Source organism: Vibrio sp. CDRSL-10 TSBA, assembly GCA_039696685.1.
Lineage (GTDB): Bacteria > Pseudomonadota > Gammaproteobacteria > Enterobacterales > Vibrionaceae > Vibrio.
On record CP155566.1, the window covers coordinates 204,664 to 219,646 of the forward strand.

A 14,983-nucleotide genomic window follows, 5' to 3' on the forward strand; every position below is an offset into this window, starting at 1 on the left:
GGTCTATTTTTCAGTCAATTAGCGCGCAAAGTCTTATCTAGCCTTGTTTGCGACCGGACACGCGGCACCATTCTTCCTTCTCGGCGATAGGATCCAGTTGCAGTTCATCACGGTAATAATCAGCCACATCTTCGGCCTGAGTGTTAAGCACACCGGACATCGCCAGCAGGCCGCCCGGTTTAATCAGGCTCTTGATTACCGGTGACAGTTCACGCAGCGGGCCGGCCAGAATGTTGGCCACCACGACGTCCGCCACCAGGCCTTGTGGCTGGTCTTGTGGCAGGAAGACTTCAATCTGATCAGCCACGCCGTTACGTTCGGCGTTGTCTTTACTCGCCAGCAGTGCCTGCGGGTCGATGTCGATCCCGATCACGCGTGCTGCGCCGAGTTTAATTGCGGCAATCGCCAGGATGCCGGAGCCGCAGCCGAAGTCGATGACGGTTTTACCGGCCAGATCGAGGGAGTCGAGCCATTGCAGACACAGCGCTGTGGTCGGGTGGGTACCGGTCCCGAACGCCAGCCCCGGATCAAGCAGGACGTTGACTGCGCTTGGATCGGGAATATCGCGCCAGCTCGGGCAAATCCACAGACGTTCGCCGAACTTCATTGGGTGGAAGTTATCCATCCACTCGCGTTCCCAGTCTTTATCTTCGATCTGCTCGACTTTATGGGCAAAATCCTGCGCCAGCAGCTGGCTGTGACGAATCTGTTCCAGTACCCAGGCAGTGTCTGCTTCGGCATCGTAAAGGGCAAGAACGTCGGTATCGCCCCACAAACGGGTTTCACCCGGCAGAGGCTCAAATACAGGGGTATCTTTTGCATCCATGAAGGTGACCGACAGCGCACCGGTTTCTTCCATCAGCATGTCACTGATGGCTTCTGCGTTTCTCGTTGGTCGCATTGAGTTTAATTTGAATCCAAGGCATGGCTCTTGCTCTCTTCAGTTCGTTCAGTTGGCGCAGAGTGTAGCAGATTTAGCGAGCATTTATAGAAGCGGCAGCTGAACTGACAGCGGCGGCTTGTACAATACTGGCAGCGCATAAAAACAAAGATGCCCACCGAGGTGGGCATCTGAGATGAAATCAGCGGGCTTATTGCAGACCCAGCTTCTTCTCCAGATAGTGGATGTTAGTACCACCGTGCTGGAAGTTTTCATCTTTCATGATTTCTTGCTGCAGCGGGATGTTGGTCTTAATGCCTTCCACAATCATCTCTTCCAGTGCATTACGCATACGGGCAATCGCGACATCACGGTTTTCACCGAAGGTGATCAGTTTACCGATCATTGAGTCGTAGTATGCCGGTACTGTGTAACCGGAGTAGATGTGGGATTCCCAGCGTACGCCCATACCACCCGGTGAGTGGAAACGGGTGATCTTGCCCGGACACGGCAGGAAGCGCTCAGGATCTTCTGCGTTGATACGACATTCCATCGCATGGCCGCGGATCTTGATGTCATCCTGAGTGAATGACAGAGGCTGACCGGCCGCGATACGCAGCTGTTCTTTGATCAGGTCAACGCCAGTCACCATTTCAGTCACCGGGTGCTCAACCTGGATACGGGTGTTCATTTCAATGAAGTAGAACTCGCCGTTTTCGTACAGGAACTCAAATGTACCTGCGCCGCGGTAACCGATTTCGATACACGCACGGGTACAACGTTCACCGATGTACTTACGCATCTCTTCAGTGATGCCTGGTGCCGGAGCTTCTTCCACCACTTTCTGGTGACGACGCTGCATTGAACAGTCGCGCTCACCCAGGTGGATAGCGCCGCCCTGACCGTCAGCCAGAACCTGAACTTCAACGTGACGTGGGTTTTCCAGGAATTTCTCCATGTAAACCATGTCGTTGTTGAATGCTGCACGTGCTTCTGCGCGGGTCATGCTGATGGCGTTGATCAGTTCTTTCTCAGAACGAACGACGCGCATACCACGACCACCGCCGCCGCCCGATGCTTTGATGATGACCGGGTAGCCGATGCGTTTCGCGTGCGCTTTGTTCTTCGCTTCGTCGCCGTCCAGCGGACCGTCAGAGCCAGGTACACATGGTACGCCTGCTTTTTTCATCGCGTTGATTGCAGACACTTTGTCGCCCATTAGGCGAATGGTGTCAGCTTTAGGACCAACGAAGATGAAGCCGCTGCGCTCAACTTGTTCAGCGAAGTCAGCGTTCTCAGACAGGAAGCCGTAACCCGGGTGGATAGCAATCGCACCGGTCACTTCTGCCGCAGAGATGATACGCGGAATGTTCAGGTAGCTGTCGATGCCTTTCGCAGGACCGATACAGACAGTTTCATCAGCCAGCAGGACGTGTTTCAGATCACGGTCTGCGGTTGAGTGTACGGCAACAGTTTTGATGCCTAATTCTTTACATGCACGAAGGATACGAAGCGCGATTTCGCCTCGGTTTCGCGATGACTAACTTATCTAGCATAACAGCGCCTCGATTATTCGATGACTACAAGCGGCTGGTCGAATTCTACTGGCTGGCCGTCTTCTACCAGGATCTCAGTCACAACACCAGATTTGTCCGCTTCGATTTGGTTCATCATTTTCATCGCTTCAACGATACACAGAGTATCGCCAACAGAAACTTTCTGACCGACTTCGATGAATGAAGCTGCGTCCGGGCTTGGAGAGCGGTAGAAAGTACCAACCATTGGAGAAAGAACCATGTGACCAGTTTGCACTTTAGCAGCTGGAGCTTCTGCTGGTGCCGCCACTGGTGCTGCTGCAGGAGCTGGAGCCGCAACTGGCGCTGGCGCCGCTGCGTACTGAATCGGTGCTACTGGTGCAACGCCGTTACGACTGATGCGTACCGATTCTTCACCTTCTGAAATTTCCAGCTCAGCAATGCCAGACTCTTCAACCAATTCGATAAGCTTCTTGATTTTACGAATATCCATTGTTTCTTTCTCTTTTATCTTGTGAGTAAGACAGCCCTAAAGGGCTGCAGAGTGTTTGGGGTTACTTTGTTTGCAGCGCACGAATGGCGGCAGACAAAGCGAATTCATAACCTTGTGCACCTAAGCCGCAAATCACGCCCTGTGCTTTATCAGACAGGTACGAGTGATGACGGAACGGTTCACGAGCATGTACATTTGACAAATGCACCTCGATAAAGGGAATCGCTACGCCCAGCAGAGCATCACGCAGCGCTACGCTGCTATGGGTGAATGCGGCCGGATTGATAATGATGAAATCCACTTTACCGTAAGCCTGGTGAATGGCTTCGATAAGCTCATATTCGCGATTCGACTGGAGATGTTCCAACTCAACATCAGCGCTTTCTGCCTGTTGCTGCAGCTTAGCTACAATTTGCTCCAGGGTGTTTGAACCGTAGTGGGCTGGCTCGCGCAAGCCTAATAAATTCAAGTTTGGACCATTTAGTACCAGAATGCGTAATTTTGCTGACATTGTGTTGTTATCTCCGTTTATAATGTTGTAATTACGAATATTCCCATATTATCGCAGATCCGCGAGATTTTTTTTGTCAAAAAAACACGGATTTTATTAAATTGACCAAGATTATAGCTAATTCATAGCAAATGGCAGCAATTTACTGGTCTAATCACCTAGTTAGGCGTCAGCGACTGGGCTCAGGTTAACAGATTGGTAAAAAAGAAGGGCTCAGCCTGCGGCGGGGTAACTGTCTGCCGGGACTGAAAAACAAAACTCCGGGCAGGTTTCCCTGGCCGGAGTTTAACGTACGGATTTGGCTGGTTTAATTCAGCTGCTGATTTTCGGCAATCAGTTTGTCGACCACGCTGGGATCGGCCAGGGTTGAGGTATCACCCAGGTTACTGGTATCACCGGTGGCAATCTTGCGCAGGATACGACGCATGATTTTACCGGAACGGGTTTTTGGCAGTGCATCGGTCCAGTGCAGCACATCCGGAGTAGCAATCGGGCCGATTTCCTTACGTACCCAGTCTTTGACTTCTTTGTGCAGATCCGCGCTCGGGAACACGCCGTCATTGAGAGTGATGTAAGCGTAAATCGCCTGGCCCTTGATATCGTGCGGAACGCCAACCACTGCGGCTTCCGCAATCTTGTCAAATGCCACCAGGGCGGATTCGATCTCTGCGGTACCCATACGGTGACCGGACACGTTAAGGACGTCATCAACCCGGCCGGTAATCCAGAAGTAATCATCTTCATCACGGCGTGCGCCGTCACCGGTAAAGTACATGCCTTTAAAGGTTGAGAAGTAGGTTTGCTCGAAGCGCTCGTGATCGCCGTACACGGTGCGCATCTGGCCCGGCCATGAATCGAGGATTACCAGGTTACCTTCGGCTGCGCCTTCGATGATTTCACCGCTGTTATCAACCAGGGCAGGTTGCACGCCGAAGAAACGGACGGGTTGCAGAGCCCGGTTTCAGTTCGGTTGCGCCCGGCAGCGGCGTAATCAGGATGCCGCCGGTTTCAGTTTGCCACCAGGTATCGACAATCGGTGATTTTTCATTACCAATGGTTTTGTAGTACCACTCCCAGGCTTCCGGGTTAATCGGTTCACCAACCGATCCCATGATGCGCAGGCTGCTGCGGGAAGTGCCTTGTACCGCTTCGTCACCTTTCGCCATCAGCGCACGGATTGCGGTTGGCGCCGTGTAAAGAATGCTGACCTGATGTTTGTCGACCACTTCGCTCATGCGCGCTGTGCTCGGGTAATTTGGCACACCTTCAAACAGAATGGTTTTGGCGCCGTTGGCAAGTGGTCCGTAAATCAGGTAAGTGTGGCCGGTGATCCAGCCCACATCCGCGGTACACCAGAAGGTGTCCCCCGGCTGGTAATCAAACACGTATTTAAAGGTCATGGTCGCATACACCAGGTAACCGCCGGTGGTGTGCAGTACGCCTTTCGGTTTACCGGTTGAGCCTGAGGTGTAGAGGATAAACAGCGGATCTTCGGCCTTCATCTCTTCCGGCGGGCAGACATCAGAAACGCTGGCCACAGCATCATGCCACCACACGTCGCGGTGTTCATGCCAGGCAACATTGCCGCCGGTACGCTGGAATACAATGACTTTGCTGATGGTTTTCACTTCCGGATTGGTCAGCGCTTCATCGACGTTTTTCTTCAGTGGTACGGCACGTCCGCCGCGCACGCCTTCATCGGCAGTGATGACCAGTTTGGCATCGGAGTCGATGATACGACCGGCCAGCGCTTCTGGTGAAAAACCGCCGAAGACCACGGTATGCACCGCACCGATACGGGTACAGGCCAGCATCGCCACGGCCGCTTCCGGTACCATCGGCATGTAGAGACACACCACATCGCCTTTGCGTACGCCCTGAGCTTTCAGTGCGTTGGAAAAACGGCACACTTCGCGGTGCAGCTGATTAAAAGTCAGTGTCTTGTCGTCGGCCGGATCATCGCCTTCCCAGATGATAGCGACTTCGTCTCCGCGCTCAGCCAGATGGCGGTCAATACAGTTGGCCGACACGTTGAGCGTGCCGTCTTCAAACCAGCGGATGTCGACATGGCCGGTATCAAATGAGGTATTTTTGACTTGGGTGAATGGCTTGATCCAATCCACAATTTTGCCGTGTTCACTCCAGAAACCCTTCCGGATCAGAGACAGACTGCTGGTACATCGCCAGGTAGGTATCATTATCTGCGTGGGTATTCGCTTTGATGTTCGCTTTGACCGGATAAATGTGGGCTTCACTCATTGCTTATTCTCCTTGTGAATACAGCCAGTTCCTTTCGCGCCGTGTTTCAAACACGGGGCAAGAAATCGAATCTGCCTATAACTGTTAGCCACAGGCCGGGTTTTCACAATTAGACTTTAGGATGAATGCCGGCTTTTTATTGGAAAAATAGAGAGTTAAATAGTTTTTTGCGAGCTGGGTCAGGCTGTGTGGCACGCCGTCGACCGGCTGCAGTCAGGACGGAGAGGTGAAGGTGGGTAAATCGCCCTTGGTCAGACGCACAAACACCAGCGCAGCGGCAATGGCGTCCTGCAGCGCGTCATGTTTGTCCTGCAGCGGCAGATCGAGATGGCGGCAGATGGCATCCAGGCTGAGGTCAAAATAGGCATTGGGCAGGTGGCGCTCCAGTTTGTCATGGTAGATCTGGCTGACTTCAATCAGGTTATTGGGCAGCGGAAAGCCAAAATGCTTACGGCAGGCAATATCGAGAATCGTCTTGTCGTAGCGAATGTGATAGCCGACCAGAGGATGATTGCCGATAAACTCAATCAGGCGGCTCAGCGCCTCTTTCTCACTCAGGCCGTCGGCCAGATCCTGATGGCGCATGCGATGGATGCGTACTGAACCGGAATCGAGCGACTGCGGGGCGCGCAGCCGTACTTCAAACGGCTGGCTGGTGAGAATGCGGTTATCAATAATTTTGGTCGCGGCTATTGTGACCAGCTCGGCGCGTTTGGGATCCAGGCTGGTGGTTTCGCAGTCGAGCGAGACATAGACCTGACCCTCAGGCTTGGTAAACAGTGCCTGATAAGGGGAGCCTTGCAGCTTGTGATGCCAGTAGCGGCGGGTCAGCCAGTTCATCGGTCGCTGCCTGTCAGTCGCGAATCTGGTAGTGGTAACCGAGCCACTGTTTGAATTTCTTGACCACATGCAGGCTGTGGCGCAGCAGATCGCGTTCCGCGCGGTCGAGCTGTTTCAAATCCAGCGTGTTGGCGCTGTGCTGGTTACTCAGTTGCTGGGCGAGGCGCAGTTTGAAAAACTGTTTCAGCGCCTCACTGAGGTTATCGCCGGTCTCCTGTTCCAGCACTTTACGTTCGACCAGGGCTTCAATGCGGCTGAAGGTATTGTTGACCTCCAGTTTGTATTCCAGACTCAGAGCCCGCACGCCGTGCACAATCGGAAAGATGCCGCCTTGTTTGATATCGAGGCCGGATTTGGCGCTTTTGACATTGCCAAACAGGGTGAGTGGCACTGAAAAGCTCAGCGCAGGACGGGTAAATTCGGTCAGGATCAGCTCCTGATCGGCCATCAGATCGCGCAGATGCTGCTGCACCGGTTCAAGCAGCTGTTTATTGCCGGCCACCGCATGTGCATCGGCCATGATGGCGATGTCCATCACCTGCTCGGGACGGGCGGCTCTGACCCAGCTGCTTAAGGTTTGTTTCCAGGCGCTCTGTGATTTGACCCACTTCGGATTGTTGACCATTACTTTGCCGGGACAGAGCGGATAACCGAGTTGCAGCAGGGTGTGGGTCAGCGTCTGCATGATGCTGTCGCACTGATGCCATTGCAGGCCATCTTTAATGATCAGAGCATTATCCTGATCGGTTTTCAGGATCTGCTCACCGCGCCCCTCAGAGCCGAGTACCAGCAGGCAGACATGGTCGTGCAGCGCTGGCGGCACCACCAGTTCAAACGCTTTTTCAATGATTTGCTCGTTGACCGCCGAAATCAGTTCCATCACAAAGCGGGTGCGTACGCCGCGGCTGCTGAGGCTTTCTACCAGCTGGCGTTGTTTATTCGAAGCCAGTGCCAGCTCTTCGATGCTGGTCGCGCGCGCAATTGCCAGGGTCAGGACATGGGAATGGGTCGAAAAGGCACTCAGGATCTGAATCATATCCAGGATGCCGACCGCCTGATTGCCTTCACATACCATCAGGCGTTTCACCTTGTGGCGGGTCATCATCACCATGGCGTTGAACAGGAACTCGCCCTGATCAACATGCAGCACCGGAAACGTCGCGATGGCACCGACCGGCGCCTCGAGCGCAATATCATCCAGCATGACGGCATGCAGCATATTGGTTCGGGTGACGATGGCATACGGATGCTCACGGCTCTCTGCCAGACGCGGGTCGTCGTCTGCGAGTCTGACCAGCGCCGCATCGACGCCGCTCTCTTTCATCTGCCGGGTGACTTGTTGCAGCGGCTGATCCGGACTGAGCAGCATCGGCGGGGTGAAAATGGAGCGGTCGACCTGAGTCAGAATGAACTCGGCGATATTTTGCTGCTGCTGCGCGGCCTCAATCAGCTCCTGGCGCTTGGCCAGATTGTTATCAAAGTAGGCCGCGAATTCGCCGTTGTCGTTATACAACTCAAGAAACACCGGCTGCGGCAGTAGGTAACTCAGGGTATCTTCCAGGGCGATGTAATGGTGCTTGCTCTGGCCTTCAAACAGGGAACGCACATCGAACATGTCGTCGTTGGCGTAGTGGGCGTAAACCTCGCTGCCGTCTGCCGAGCGCTCTTCGACTGTGCCTTTGATCAGCACAAACAGATGGGAACACTCCTGGCCGCTGTGCAGTATGATCTCGCGTTCACGATAGTAGGCCACGTCGAGCGAAGCGCGCAGATGTTTCTGCTGACTTTCGCTCAGACGATCGAACGGTGGCGAGTGCATGTTAAATTTATCCGGCATGGCGGCTACCCTGGGAGTTTTCTCAGCTTAAGTGTGACAAATTTCTTTCGCCTCTCCAGACGACTTTGGTCTAATGGCTTTGCTTCGTTGCAGGCGGATCACAGCAAAACAAGCCCGATGCAGGGGAAAAGAGGAAACAGTGCGTTGAGTAAACAGCACTTTTTCCGCTCCGGTTGGCGCTGCATAATAACCGGGCTGCCTGGCTGGATTGCCTGAGCAGTGGTTCGGGCTCGTCACATTTGCTGTTCGGCGATGCGCGCGGTTGATTTTTGTTGTTAGGACACATCATGTTTAACCCTTCTCCTTTTGGCTGGGTAGCTCAGTACTTCAGCGGCTTCTTTTTTGCGTACGGGGTCTACCTGCCGTTTCTGGTCAGTGTGGTTTAAAGAGCAGGGCGTCTCAGCCACCGACATTGGTTTACTGGTCGGGATTGGTCTGGTGACGCGCTGTGTTGCTAACCTGCTGATTACCCGGGTTGTGCACCGGGTCGAACACCTGTTGCCGGCGCTGCGCTGGCTCAGTTTTGCCCTGCTGCTGTTTATTCTCTTCCACCTGTTTACCGGCGGTAATTTCTGGATGCTGGCGCTGGCAACGGTACTGGCCAACTTGTGTCTCGGGCCGATCATTCCGCTCTCCGATGCTACTGCCAACCACTATGCCAAACTTAATCTGCTCGATTACGGCAGTGCCCGCTTGTGGGGCTCGGCCGCCTTTGTGGCCGGTACGGTCGCCGTCGGCCAGTTAGTCGCGCGCTACGGCGCGGTGATGATCGTCTATACCGCGATGTTTGGCGCCCTGGTGTGTCTGCTGCTCAGTCTGCGTCATCCGCGCCACAAGCCGGTCACAGAAGCGGACGATCACGGCGCACGCCCTAAGCTGCTGCAGGTGCTGCGCGAATGGCCGGTGGTGAAATTTTTGGCCCTGACCGCGCTGATTCAGGGCAGTCATGCGGCTTATTACGCCTTTAGTGCGGTGTATTGGAAGCAGGCAGGGTACTCGGAAGATATCACCAGTTACTTATGGGGCCTGGCGGTGGTGGCTGAGTTGGTGGTGTTCGCATTCAGTAAGCGTCTGTTTGCCGGCTGGAGCCTGCGTCTGCTATTTGCCGTTGCAGCGGTGGGAGTAATGCTGCGCTGGGGAATCGTGGCGTCAACCACGTCGCTTTCGCTGCTGGTGCTGGTACAACTGCTGCATGGAGTAACTTTTGCCACCGCACATCTGGCAGCGGTGCAGTATATCCAGCGCGCGCCGACCACCAAGATTGTCTCCTTGCAGGCGCTTTATAACGCGGTGGCGCTCGGTGCGTTTACCGCGCTGATGACCATGGTCAGCGGCTGGGTGTATGACTCGGCCGGTGCCGGCACCATGTTCTGGATGATGGCGGTGATGGGGCTGCTGGCACTGCTGATTAAAGTCGAGGCGCCGCAGTCGTCACTCAAAACTCGTGTGGCGTGAAGCAATCGCCACGGTTAACGGCAGAAAGCGGAGCCTGATGCACAGATTTCATGCCGCGTGATTGAGCTGACCCGTTATCCTTTGTTTAATAAAAGCCTTGCCGGAGCGCAGGGCTTTTTTGTGGTTGGATTGCGAAAACAAGGATAACAAATGCAGGGATGGTTGGTGATACCGGTATCGCTTATGTACCTCGGGGTTTTGTTTCTGATTGCCTGGTACGGCGATCGGCAGACAAACTGGCTGGCCAAATGGCGGCCGTGGATCTACAGCCTGTCGATAGCGGTCTATTGTTCGTCCTGGACCTTTTACGGTACGGTCGGTCAGGCCAGTGCCAACCCCTGGTCGTTTTTGCCGATTTACATTGCGCCGATCCTGGTGTTTGCCTTTGGCTGGCGCATTCTGGCCCGCCTGATCCTGATCGCCAAACGTGAGCACATTACCTCGATTGCCGATTTTATCGGTGCCCGTTATGGTAAATCCCAGGGCCTGGCGGTGCTGGTAACCCTGATTGCCGTGGCCGGGATTCTGCCCTACATCGCGTTGCAGCTGCGCGGCATCACCATGGGGCTCAACATTGTCGCGCCGGATCTGCGCACCGAATTTGGTTACCAGGATATCAATGTCTCCTGGTTTGTGGTCCTGGCACTGGCGTTGTTTACCATGTTGTTCGGTACCCGTCATATCGATAACACGGAACATCACCGCGGCATGATGATGGCGATAGCGTTTGAATCCATCGTCAAGCTGGTCGCTTTCCTGGTGGTCGGGCTGTTCATCGTGTTTCTCGCGCTGCGCAGTGACAGTATAAACCTGCTCGAAACCGCGCGCAGTACTTATCAGTCGCCGAACTGGCCGACGCTGCTGGTGCACACGCTGCTGACCATGATGGCCATCATCTGTCTGCCGCGTCAGTTTCATACCATGGTGGTGGAGAATGAGCGCGCCCAGGATCTGCATACCGCGCGCTGGCTGTTTCCGCTTTATCTCATCCTGATGGGTATTTTTGTCCTGCCGATTGCCTGGATTGGCCAGAGCATGCTGAGCGGTACCTCGGCCGATACCTTTGTTATCAGTTTACCGATGTCGGTCGGGGCGGAAGATATTGCTCTGCTGGCGTTTCTCGGCGGCACCTCAGCGGCTTCCGGTATGGTCATCGTCTCGACCATTGCGCTCGCCATTATGGTCTCCAACGATCTGGTGATGCCGTTGCTGCTGCGCCGTATGCGCCTGTCGCAGCGTAATCACCGCCATTTCTCCGGCCTGCTGGTCGTGATCCGGCGCAGCCTGATCTTCGTGCTGCTGATGGGCGCGTGGGGATTCTATCTGGCCCTGGATGCGATTCCGTCCCTGTCGGCGATAGGCTTTCTCTCTTTTTCCGCTATTACCCAGTTCGCGCCGGCGCTGATCGGCGGCATGTACTGGCGTGAAGGCAATCGCAAAGGGGTATATGTCGGTCTGGCGGCCGGTTTTACCCTGTGGCTGGTGACCCTGATGACCGCCACCAATATGCTGGCCGGTGATGAGCAGAGTAACGTGCTGCTGTGGCTGATTACGCCGCCCGAGGTGATTGCCGGTCTCGGGCTGAAAAGTGCTGACTGGGGCATGTTGCTCAGCGTCAGTGTTAATGCGCTGTGTTATGTGCTGGTCTCTATGGTGACCCGCTGCAGCCTGAGCGAACGTCTTCAGTCGGCGGCGTTTGTCGGTACACCGCTGCCGGAAAACGAGAACATGAGCCTGTATCAGAGCCGGGTGACAGTGGCGGAGCTGGAAATGCTGGCTTCGCGCTTTGTCGGCCGCTCACGGGTTCGCTCGGCGTTCAACCAGTACTGGGATCAGCAGCGTGAAACCCTGATGCCTAACCAGCAGGCTCCGTCCACTCTGATTCGTCACACCGAGCGGGTGCTGGCGGGGGTATTCGGCGCGTCGTCGGCCAAGCTGGTGCTGACCTCGGCGCTGCAGGGGCGCAATATGCAGTTGGAAGAGGTGGCCACTATTGTCGATGAAGCCTCCGAGCTGTACGACTTTAGTCGCGGCTTGTTGCAGGGCGCGATTGAGCATATCGGCCAGGGCATTGCGGTGGTGGATAAACAGCTGCGGCTGGTGGCCTGGAACCAGCGTTATCTTGAGTTGTTCGATTTTCCGCTCGGCCTGATTCAGGTCGGGCGACCGATTGCTGATGTGATTCGCCATAATGCCGAGCAGGGTTTATGTGGTCCGGGTGACCCGGAAGATCATGTGCGGCGCCGGGTATATCACCTCGAACAGGGCACCCGTCATACCTCATCGCGGGTTCGTCCTGACGGGCGGGTAATTGAAGTGCAGGGTAACCCGATGCCGGGCGGCGGGTTTGTGATGAGCTTTACCGACATCACGGTATTCCGCGATGCCGAGCAGGCATTGAAAGAAGCCAACGAAACCCTGGAAGAGCGCGTGCTGGAGCGCACCCGTGAGCTGGAAAAACTCAACCAGCAACTGGTCTCGGCTACCCAGCGTTCAGAGCATGAGTCGCGTTCTAAATCGCGCTTCCTGGCTGCGGTCAGCCACGACCTGATGCAACCGCTCAATGCGGCGCGTCTGTTCGCATCTTCTCTGGCGGAAGTGGCTAAAGATGATGAGGCGCGGCGTTTATCCCATCATATCGAAAGTGCGCTCAGCGCAGCCGAAGATCTGATTGGTGACCTGCTCGATATTTCGCGCCTGGAATCCGGCAAGCTGGAAATTCATCCGCAAAGTTTTGCCATTAAAGATGTGCTGGCGAATCTCAATGCCGAGTTCAGTGCACTGGCGCGTCAGCAGGGCGTGACCTTCGCCATGGTGCCATCTTCTTTATATGTCCGCTCCGATCCGAAATTGCTGCGCCGCGTGGTGCAGAACTTCCTCACCAATGCGTTTCGCTATAACCCGCATGGCAAAGTGCTGCTCGGGGTGCGTAATTTGGGTGACCAGGTGCGCATCGATGTATGGGATAACGGCATTGGTATCGAAGAGGATAAACAGCAGGAGATTTTCGAAGAGTTCAACCGTGGCGGGCAGGTGCGCTCCGAGCAGGGGCTGGGATTGGGGCTGGCGATTTCGAAAGGCATTGCTCATGTACTGGGGCATGAAATTTCGATGCGCTCCTGGCCGGGGCGGGGCAGCGTCTTTTCTATTACGCTGGATAAAGCCGCGCCGGTTGAGCAGGTGGCGCCGGTCAGTGCCGCGCCGCAGAGTCAGCCGGAGCTGCTGTCGCTGCGTGTGCTGTGTGTCGATAATGAAGAAGACATTCTGGTCGGGATGCGTGACCTGCTGGAACGCTGGGGCTGTGAAGTGCGCACTGCCACCGATCTGGTGACCAGCCTGCGCGCGCTGGATAACCAGTGGGTGCCGGATGTGGTGCTGTCTGACTACCGGCTCGATCAGGGCCGGACCGGGCTGGAAGTGTTGCAGCAGTGCCGCCTGCGTCTCGGTGACTGCTTTGAGGGCATAGTGATCAGTGCCGACCGTAGTGAGGATATTCTTGACGGAATTAAATCCAACGGCTTTGGTTTTATCGCCAAGCCGGTCAAACCGCTTAAACTGCGGGCTTTACTCAATCGGGTCGCCTGAGTTCGCCATTATCCCGCAGCTGAACGCCAATAAAAAACGCCCTCTTGTGAGGGCGTTTGAGCTTTTGGGGTGCCATGATCTTTTTGCCGCTTTAGCTGGCAAGCAGGGTCAATGGCCAGCCGATATCGGTCTGGCGGTTAGCCTCCAGTTCCAGTTCGGCATACGTCAGCGGGTTAGCCTGCAGCCAGGCATTGCTGATACTCAGGGTCAGTTTGTCGCCTTCTGCACTGAGGGCAAACTCCGGCTCCAGCGCCGGGTTACGGCGATGGCTGAGAATGACCGCGAGACGGAACAGGCGTAACACCCGTTTACTGCTGCTGCTCGATAACGCATGTTGCTCCGGCAGCGAAGTCAGTTGCTCACGGTAGCGGCGCGCCAGCTCACCCAGGTAGTGCTTCTGGGCACGGGTGAAGCCGGGCAAATCAAGATGCTGCAGCAGATAGGCACTGTGCTCGCCGCCTTTTTTAAAGTCGATCGACAAACCGATTTCGTGTAACTGGGCAACACTGCGCAGCAGCATCTCCGCCTGCGGCTCCCCGACCCACTCATCGCCGCCGCACTGCGCCAGCAGTTTACTGGCCAGAGTGGCGACCTGGTCGGCATAAGTGTCATCCAGCTGGTAACGGCTCTGCACACTGGCAATGGTGCGGGCACGGATATCATCCTGGCGCAGACCGGCCACCATCTCGTACACCAGCCCTTCACGCAGCGCGCCGCCGGCCAGGGTCATCGCTTCAATATTCAGCGATTCAAACACCGCAATCAGAATCGACAAGCCGCTTGGGAAAACCAGGGCTCGTTCCAGAGTCAGGCCTTCGATTTCCAGCTCTTCGAGATGGTCCGACAGCATGGCCTGCTTTTGCAGTCGCTTCAGTTTGGCCAGGGTAATGACTTCATCCATCCCCTGTGCCAGCATGATCTCCTGCAGTGCCTGCACGGTACCGCTGGCACCCACACACACATCCCAGCCCAGAGCGGTATACTGCTCCAGGATTGGCTCCAGCATCTGCTTGGCCGCGTGGATGGCGTTATTGAAATTGGTGCTGTTGAGCTGGCGATCTTTAAAGTGTCGCTCCAGCCAGGTGACGCAGCCCATTTTCAAACTGGTCAGTGCCTTTGCCTCAAACCCTTCACCGATAATCAGCTCTGTGCTGGCGCCGCCGATGTCGACGACCAGCCGACGTCCCATGCCTCCGGAGGTATGAGCGACACCTTTATAGATAGTCGCCGCTTCTTCCTCACCCGAAATGACTTCAATCGGGTGGCCGAGAATGGTATTGGCTCTGGCGAGAAACTCATCCACATTGGTCGCGGTACGCAGAGTCGCGGTACCGACAATACGGATATTCTCATCAGGAATATCCTGCAGACGTTCGGCAAACAGGCTCAGGCAATCCCAGCCACGTTGCATCGCTTCTTGGCTCAGCGCATTGTGTTCGTCCAGGCCGGCAGCCAGGCGAACTTTGCGCTTGATTTTGGCCATGGTCTGAACGCTGCCATCAATGTGGCGCACAATCAGCATGTGAAAGCTGTTCGACCCGAGGTCGATAGCCGCATACAGCGGTGAAGAGACGGCTTGACTCATAGA

The 14,983-nt window shown here is 55.4% G+C and carries 6 protein-coding genes and 4 pseudogenes; 2 read left to right on the top strand and 8 right to left on the bottom strand.

Going from position 1 to position 14,983, the window contains the following annotated elements; all coding sequences use genetic code 11:
- Nucleotides 1-37 precede the first annotated feature (37 nt).
- The 7 genes and pseudogenes from prmA to ABDK09_08335 form a co-directional block, all read right to left on the bottom strand.
- Nucleotides 38-926: pseudogene (prmA, locus tag ABDK09_08305) on the bottom strand (50S ribosomal protein L11 methyltransferase).
- A gap of 165 nt (nt 927-1,091) precedes the next feature.
- A pseudogene (accC, locus tag ABDK09_08310) lies at nt 1,092-2,436 on the bottom strand (acetyl-CoA carboxylase biotin carboxylase subunit).
- A gap of 13 nt (nt 2,437-2,449) precedes the next feature.
- The gene (gene accB / locus ABDK09_08315; GenBank protein XAW89681.1) at nt 2,450-2,908 is read right to left on the bottom strand and encodes an acetyl-CoA carboxylase biotin carboxyl carrier protein; all 459 of its coding nucleotides are present in this window, start codon (nt 2,906-2,908) and stop codon (nt 2,450-2,452) included.
- A 61-nt stretch (nt 2,909-2,969) separates the two neighbouring features.
- Nucleotides 2,970-3,419, bottom strand: coding sequence for a type II 3-dehydroquinate dehydratase (gene aroQ / locus ABDK09_08320; GenBank protein ID XAW89682.1), 450 nt, complete (start codon nt 3,417-3,419; stop codon nt 2,970-2,972).
- A 307-nt stretch (nt 3,420-3,726) separates the two neighbouring features.
- Nucleotides 3,727-5,678 (bottom strand): annotated as a pseudogene (gene acs, locus ABDK09_08325) (acetate--CoA ligase).
- Between the two features lie 213 nt (nt 5,679-5,891).
- On the bottom strand, nt 5,892-6,518 hold the full coding sequence (locus tag ABDK09_08330) for a 3'-5' exonuclease (GenBank protein ID XAW89683.1): 627 nt from the start codon (nt 6,516-6,518) through the stop codon (nt 5,892-5,894).
- 13 nt (nt 6,519-6,531) lie between these two features.
- Nucleotides 6,532-8,355, bottom strand: coding sequence for a DUF294 nucleotidyltransferase-like domain-containing protein (locus ABDK09_08335; protein ID XAW89684.1), 1,824 nt, complete (start codon nt 8,353-8,355; stop codon nt 6,532-6,534).
- A gap of 287 nt (nt 8,356-8,642) precedes the next feature.
- Between ABDK09_08335 and ABDK09_08340 the strand changes: the two are divergent.
- Nucleotides 8,643-9,810 (top strand): annotated as a pseudogene (locus ABDK09_08340) (3-phenylpropionate MFS transporter).
- A gap of 150 nt (nt 9,811-9,960) precedes the next feature.
- Complete coding sequence (locus tag ABDK09_08345) at nt 9,961-13,395, top strand: PAS domain-containing hybrid sensor histidine kinase/response regulator (GenBank protein XAW89685.1); 3,435 nt, start codon at nt 9,961-9,963, stop codon at nt 13,393-13,395.
- 91 nt (nt 13,396-13,486) lie between these two features.
- Here the strand turns inward: ABDK09_08345 and gppA are convergent, their stop codons facing one another.
- Nucleotides 13,487-14,980 carry a guanosine-5'-triphosphate,3'-diphosphate diphosphatase gene (gene gppA / locus ABDK09_08350; protein ID XAW89686.1) on the bottom strand — a complete coding sequence of 498 codons (1,494 nt, stop codon included), beginning with the start codon at nt 14,978-14,980 and terminating at the stop codon, nt 13,487-13,489.
- Between the last annotated feature and the right edge of the window lie 3 nt (nt 14,981-14,983).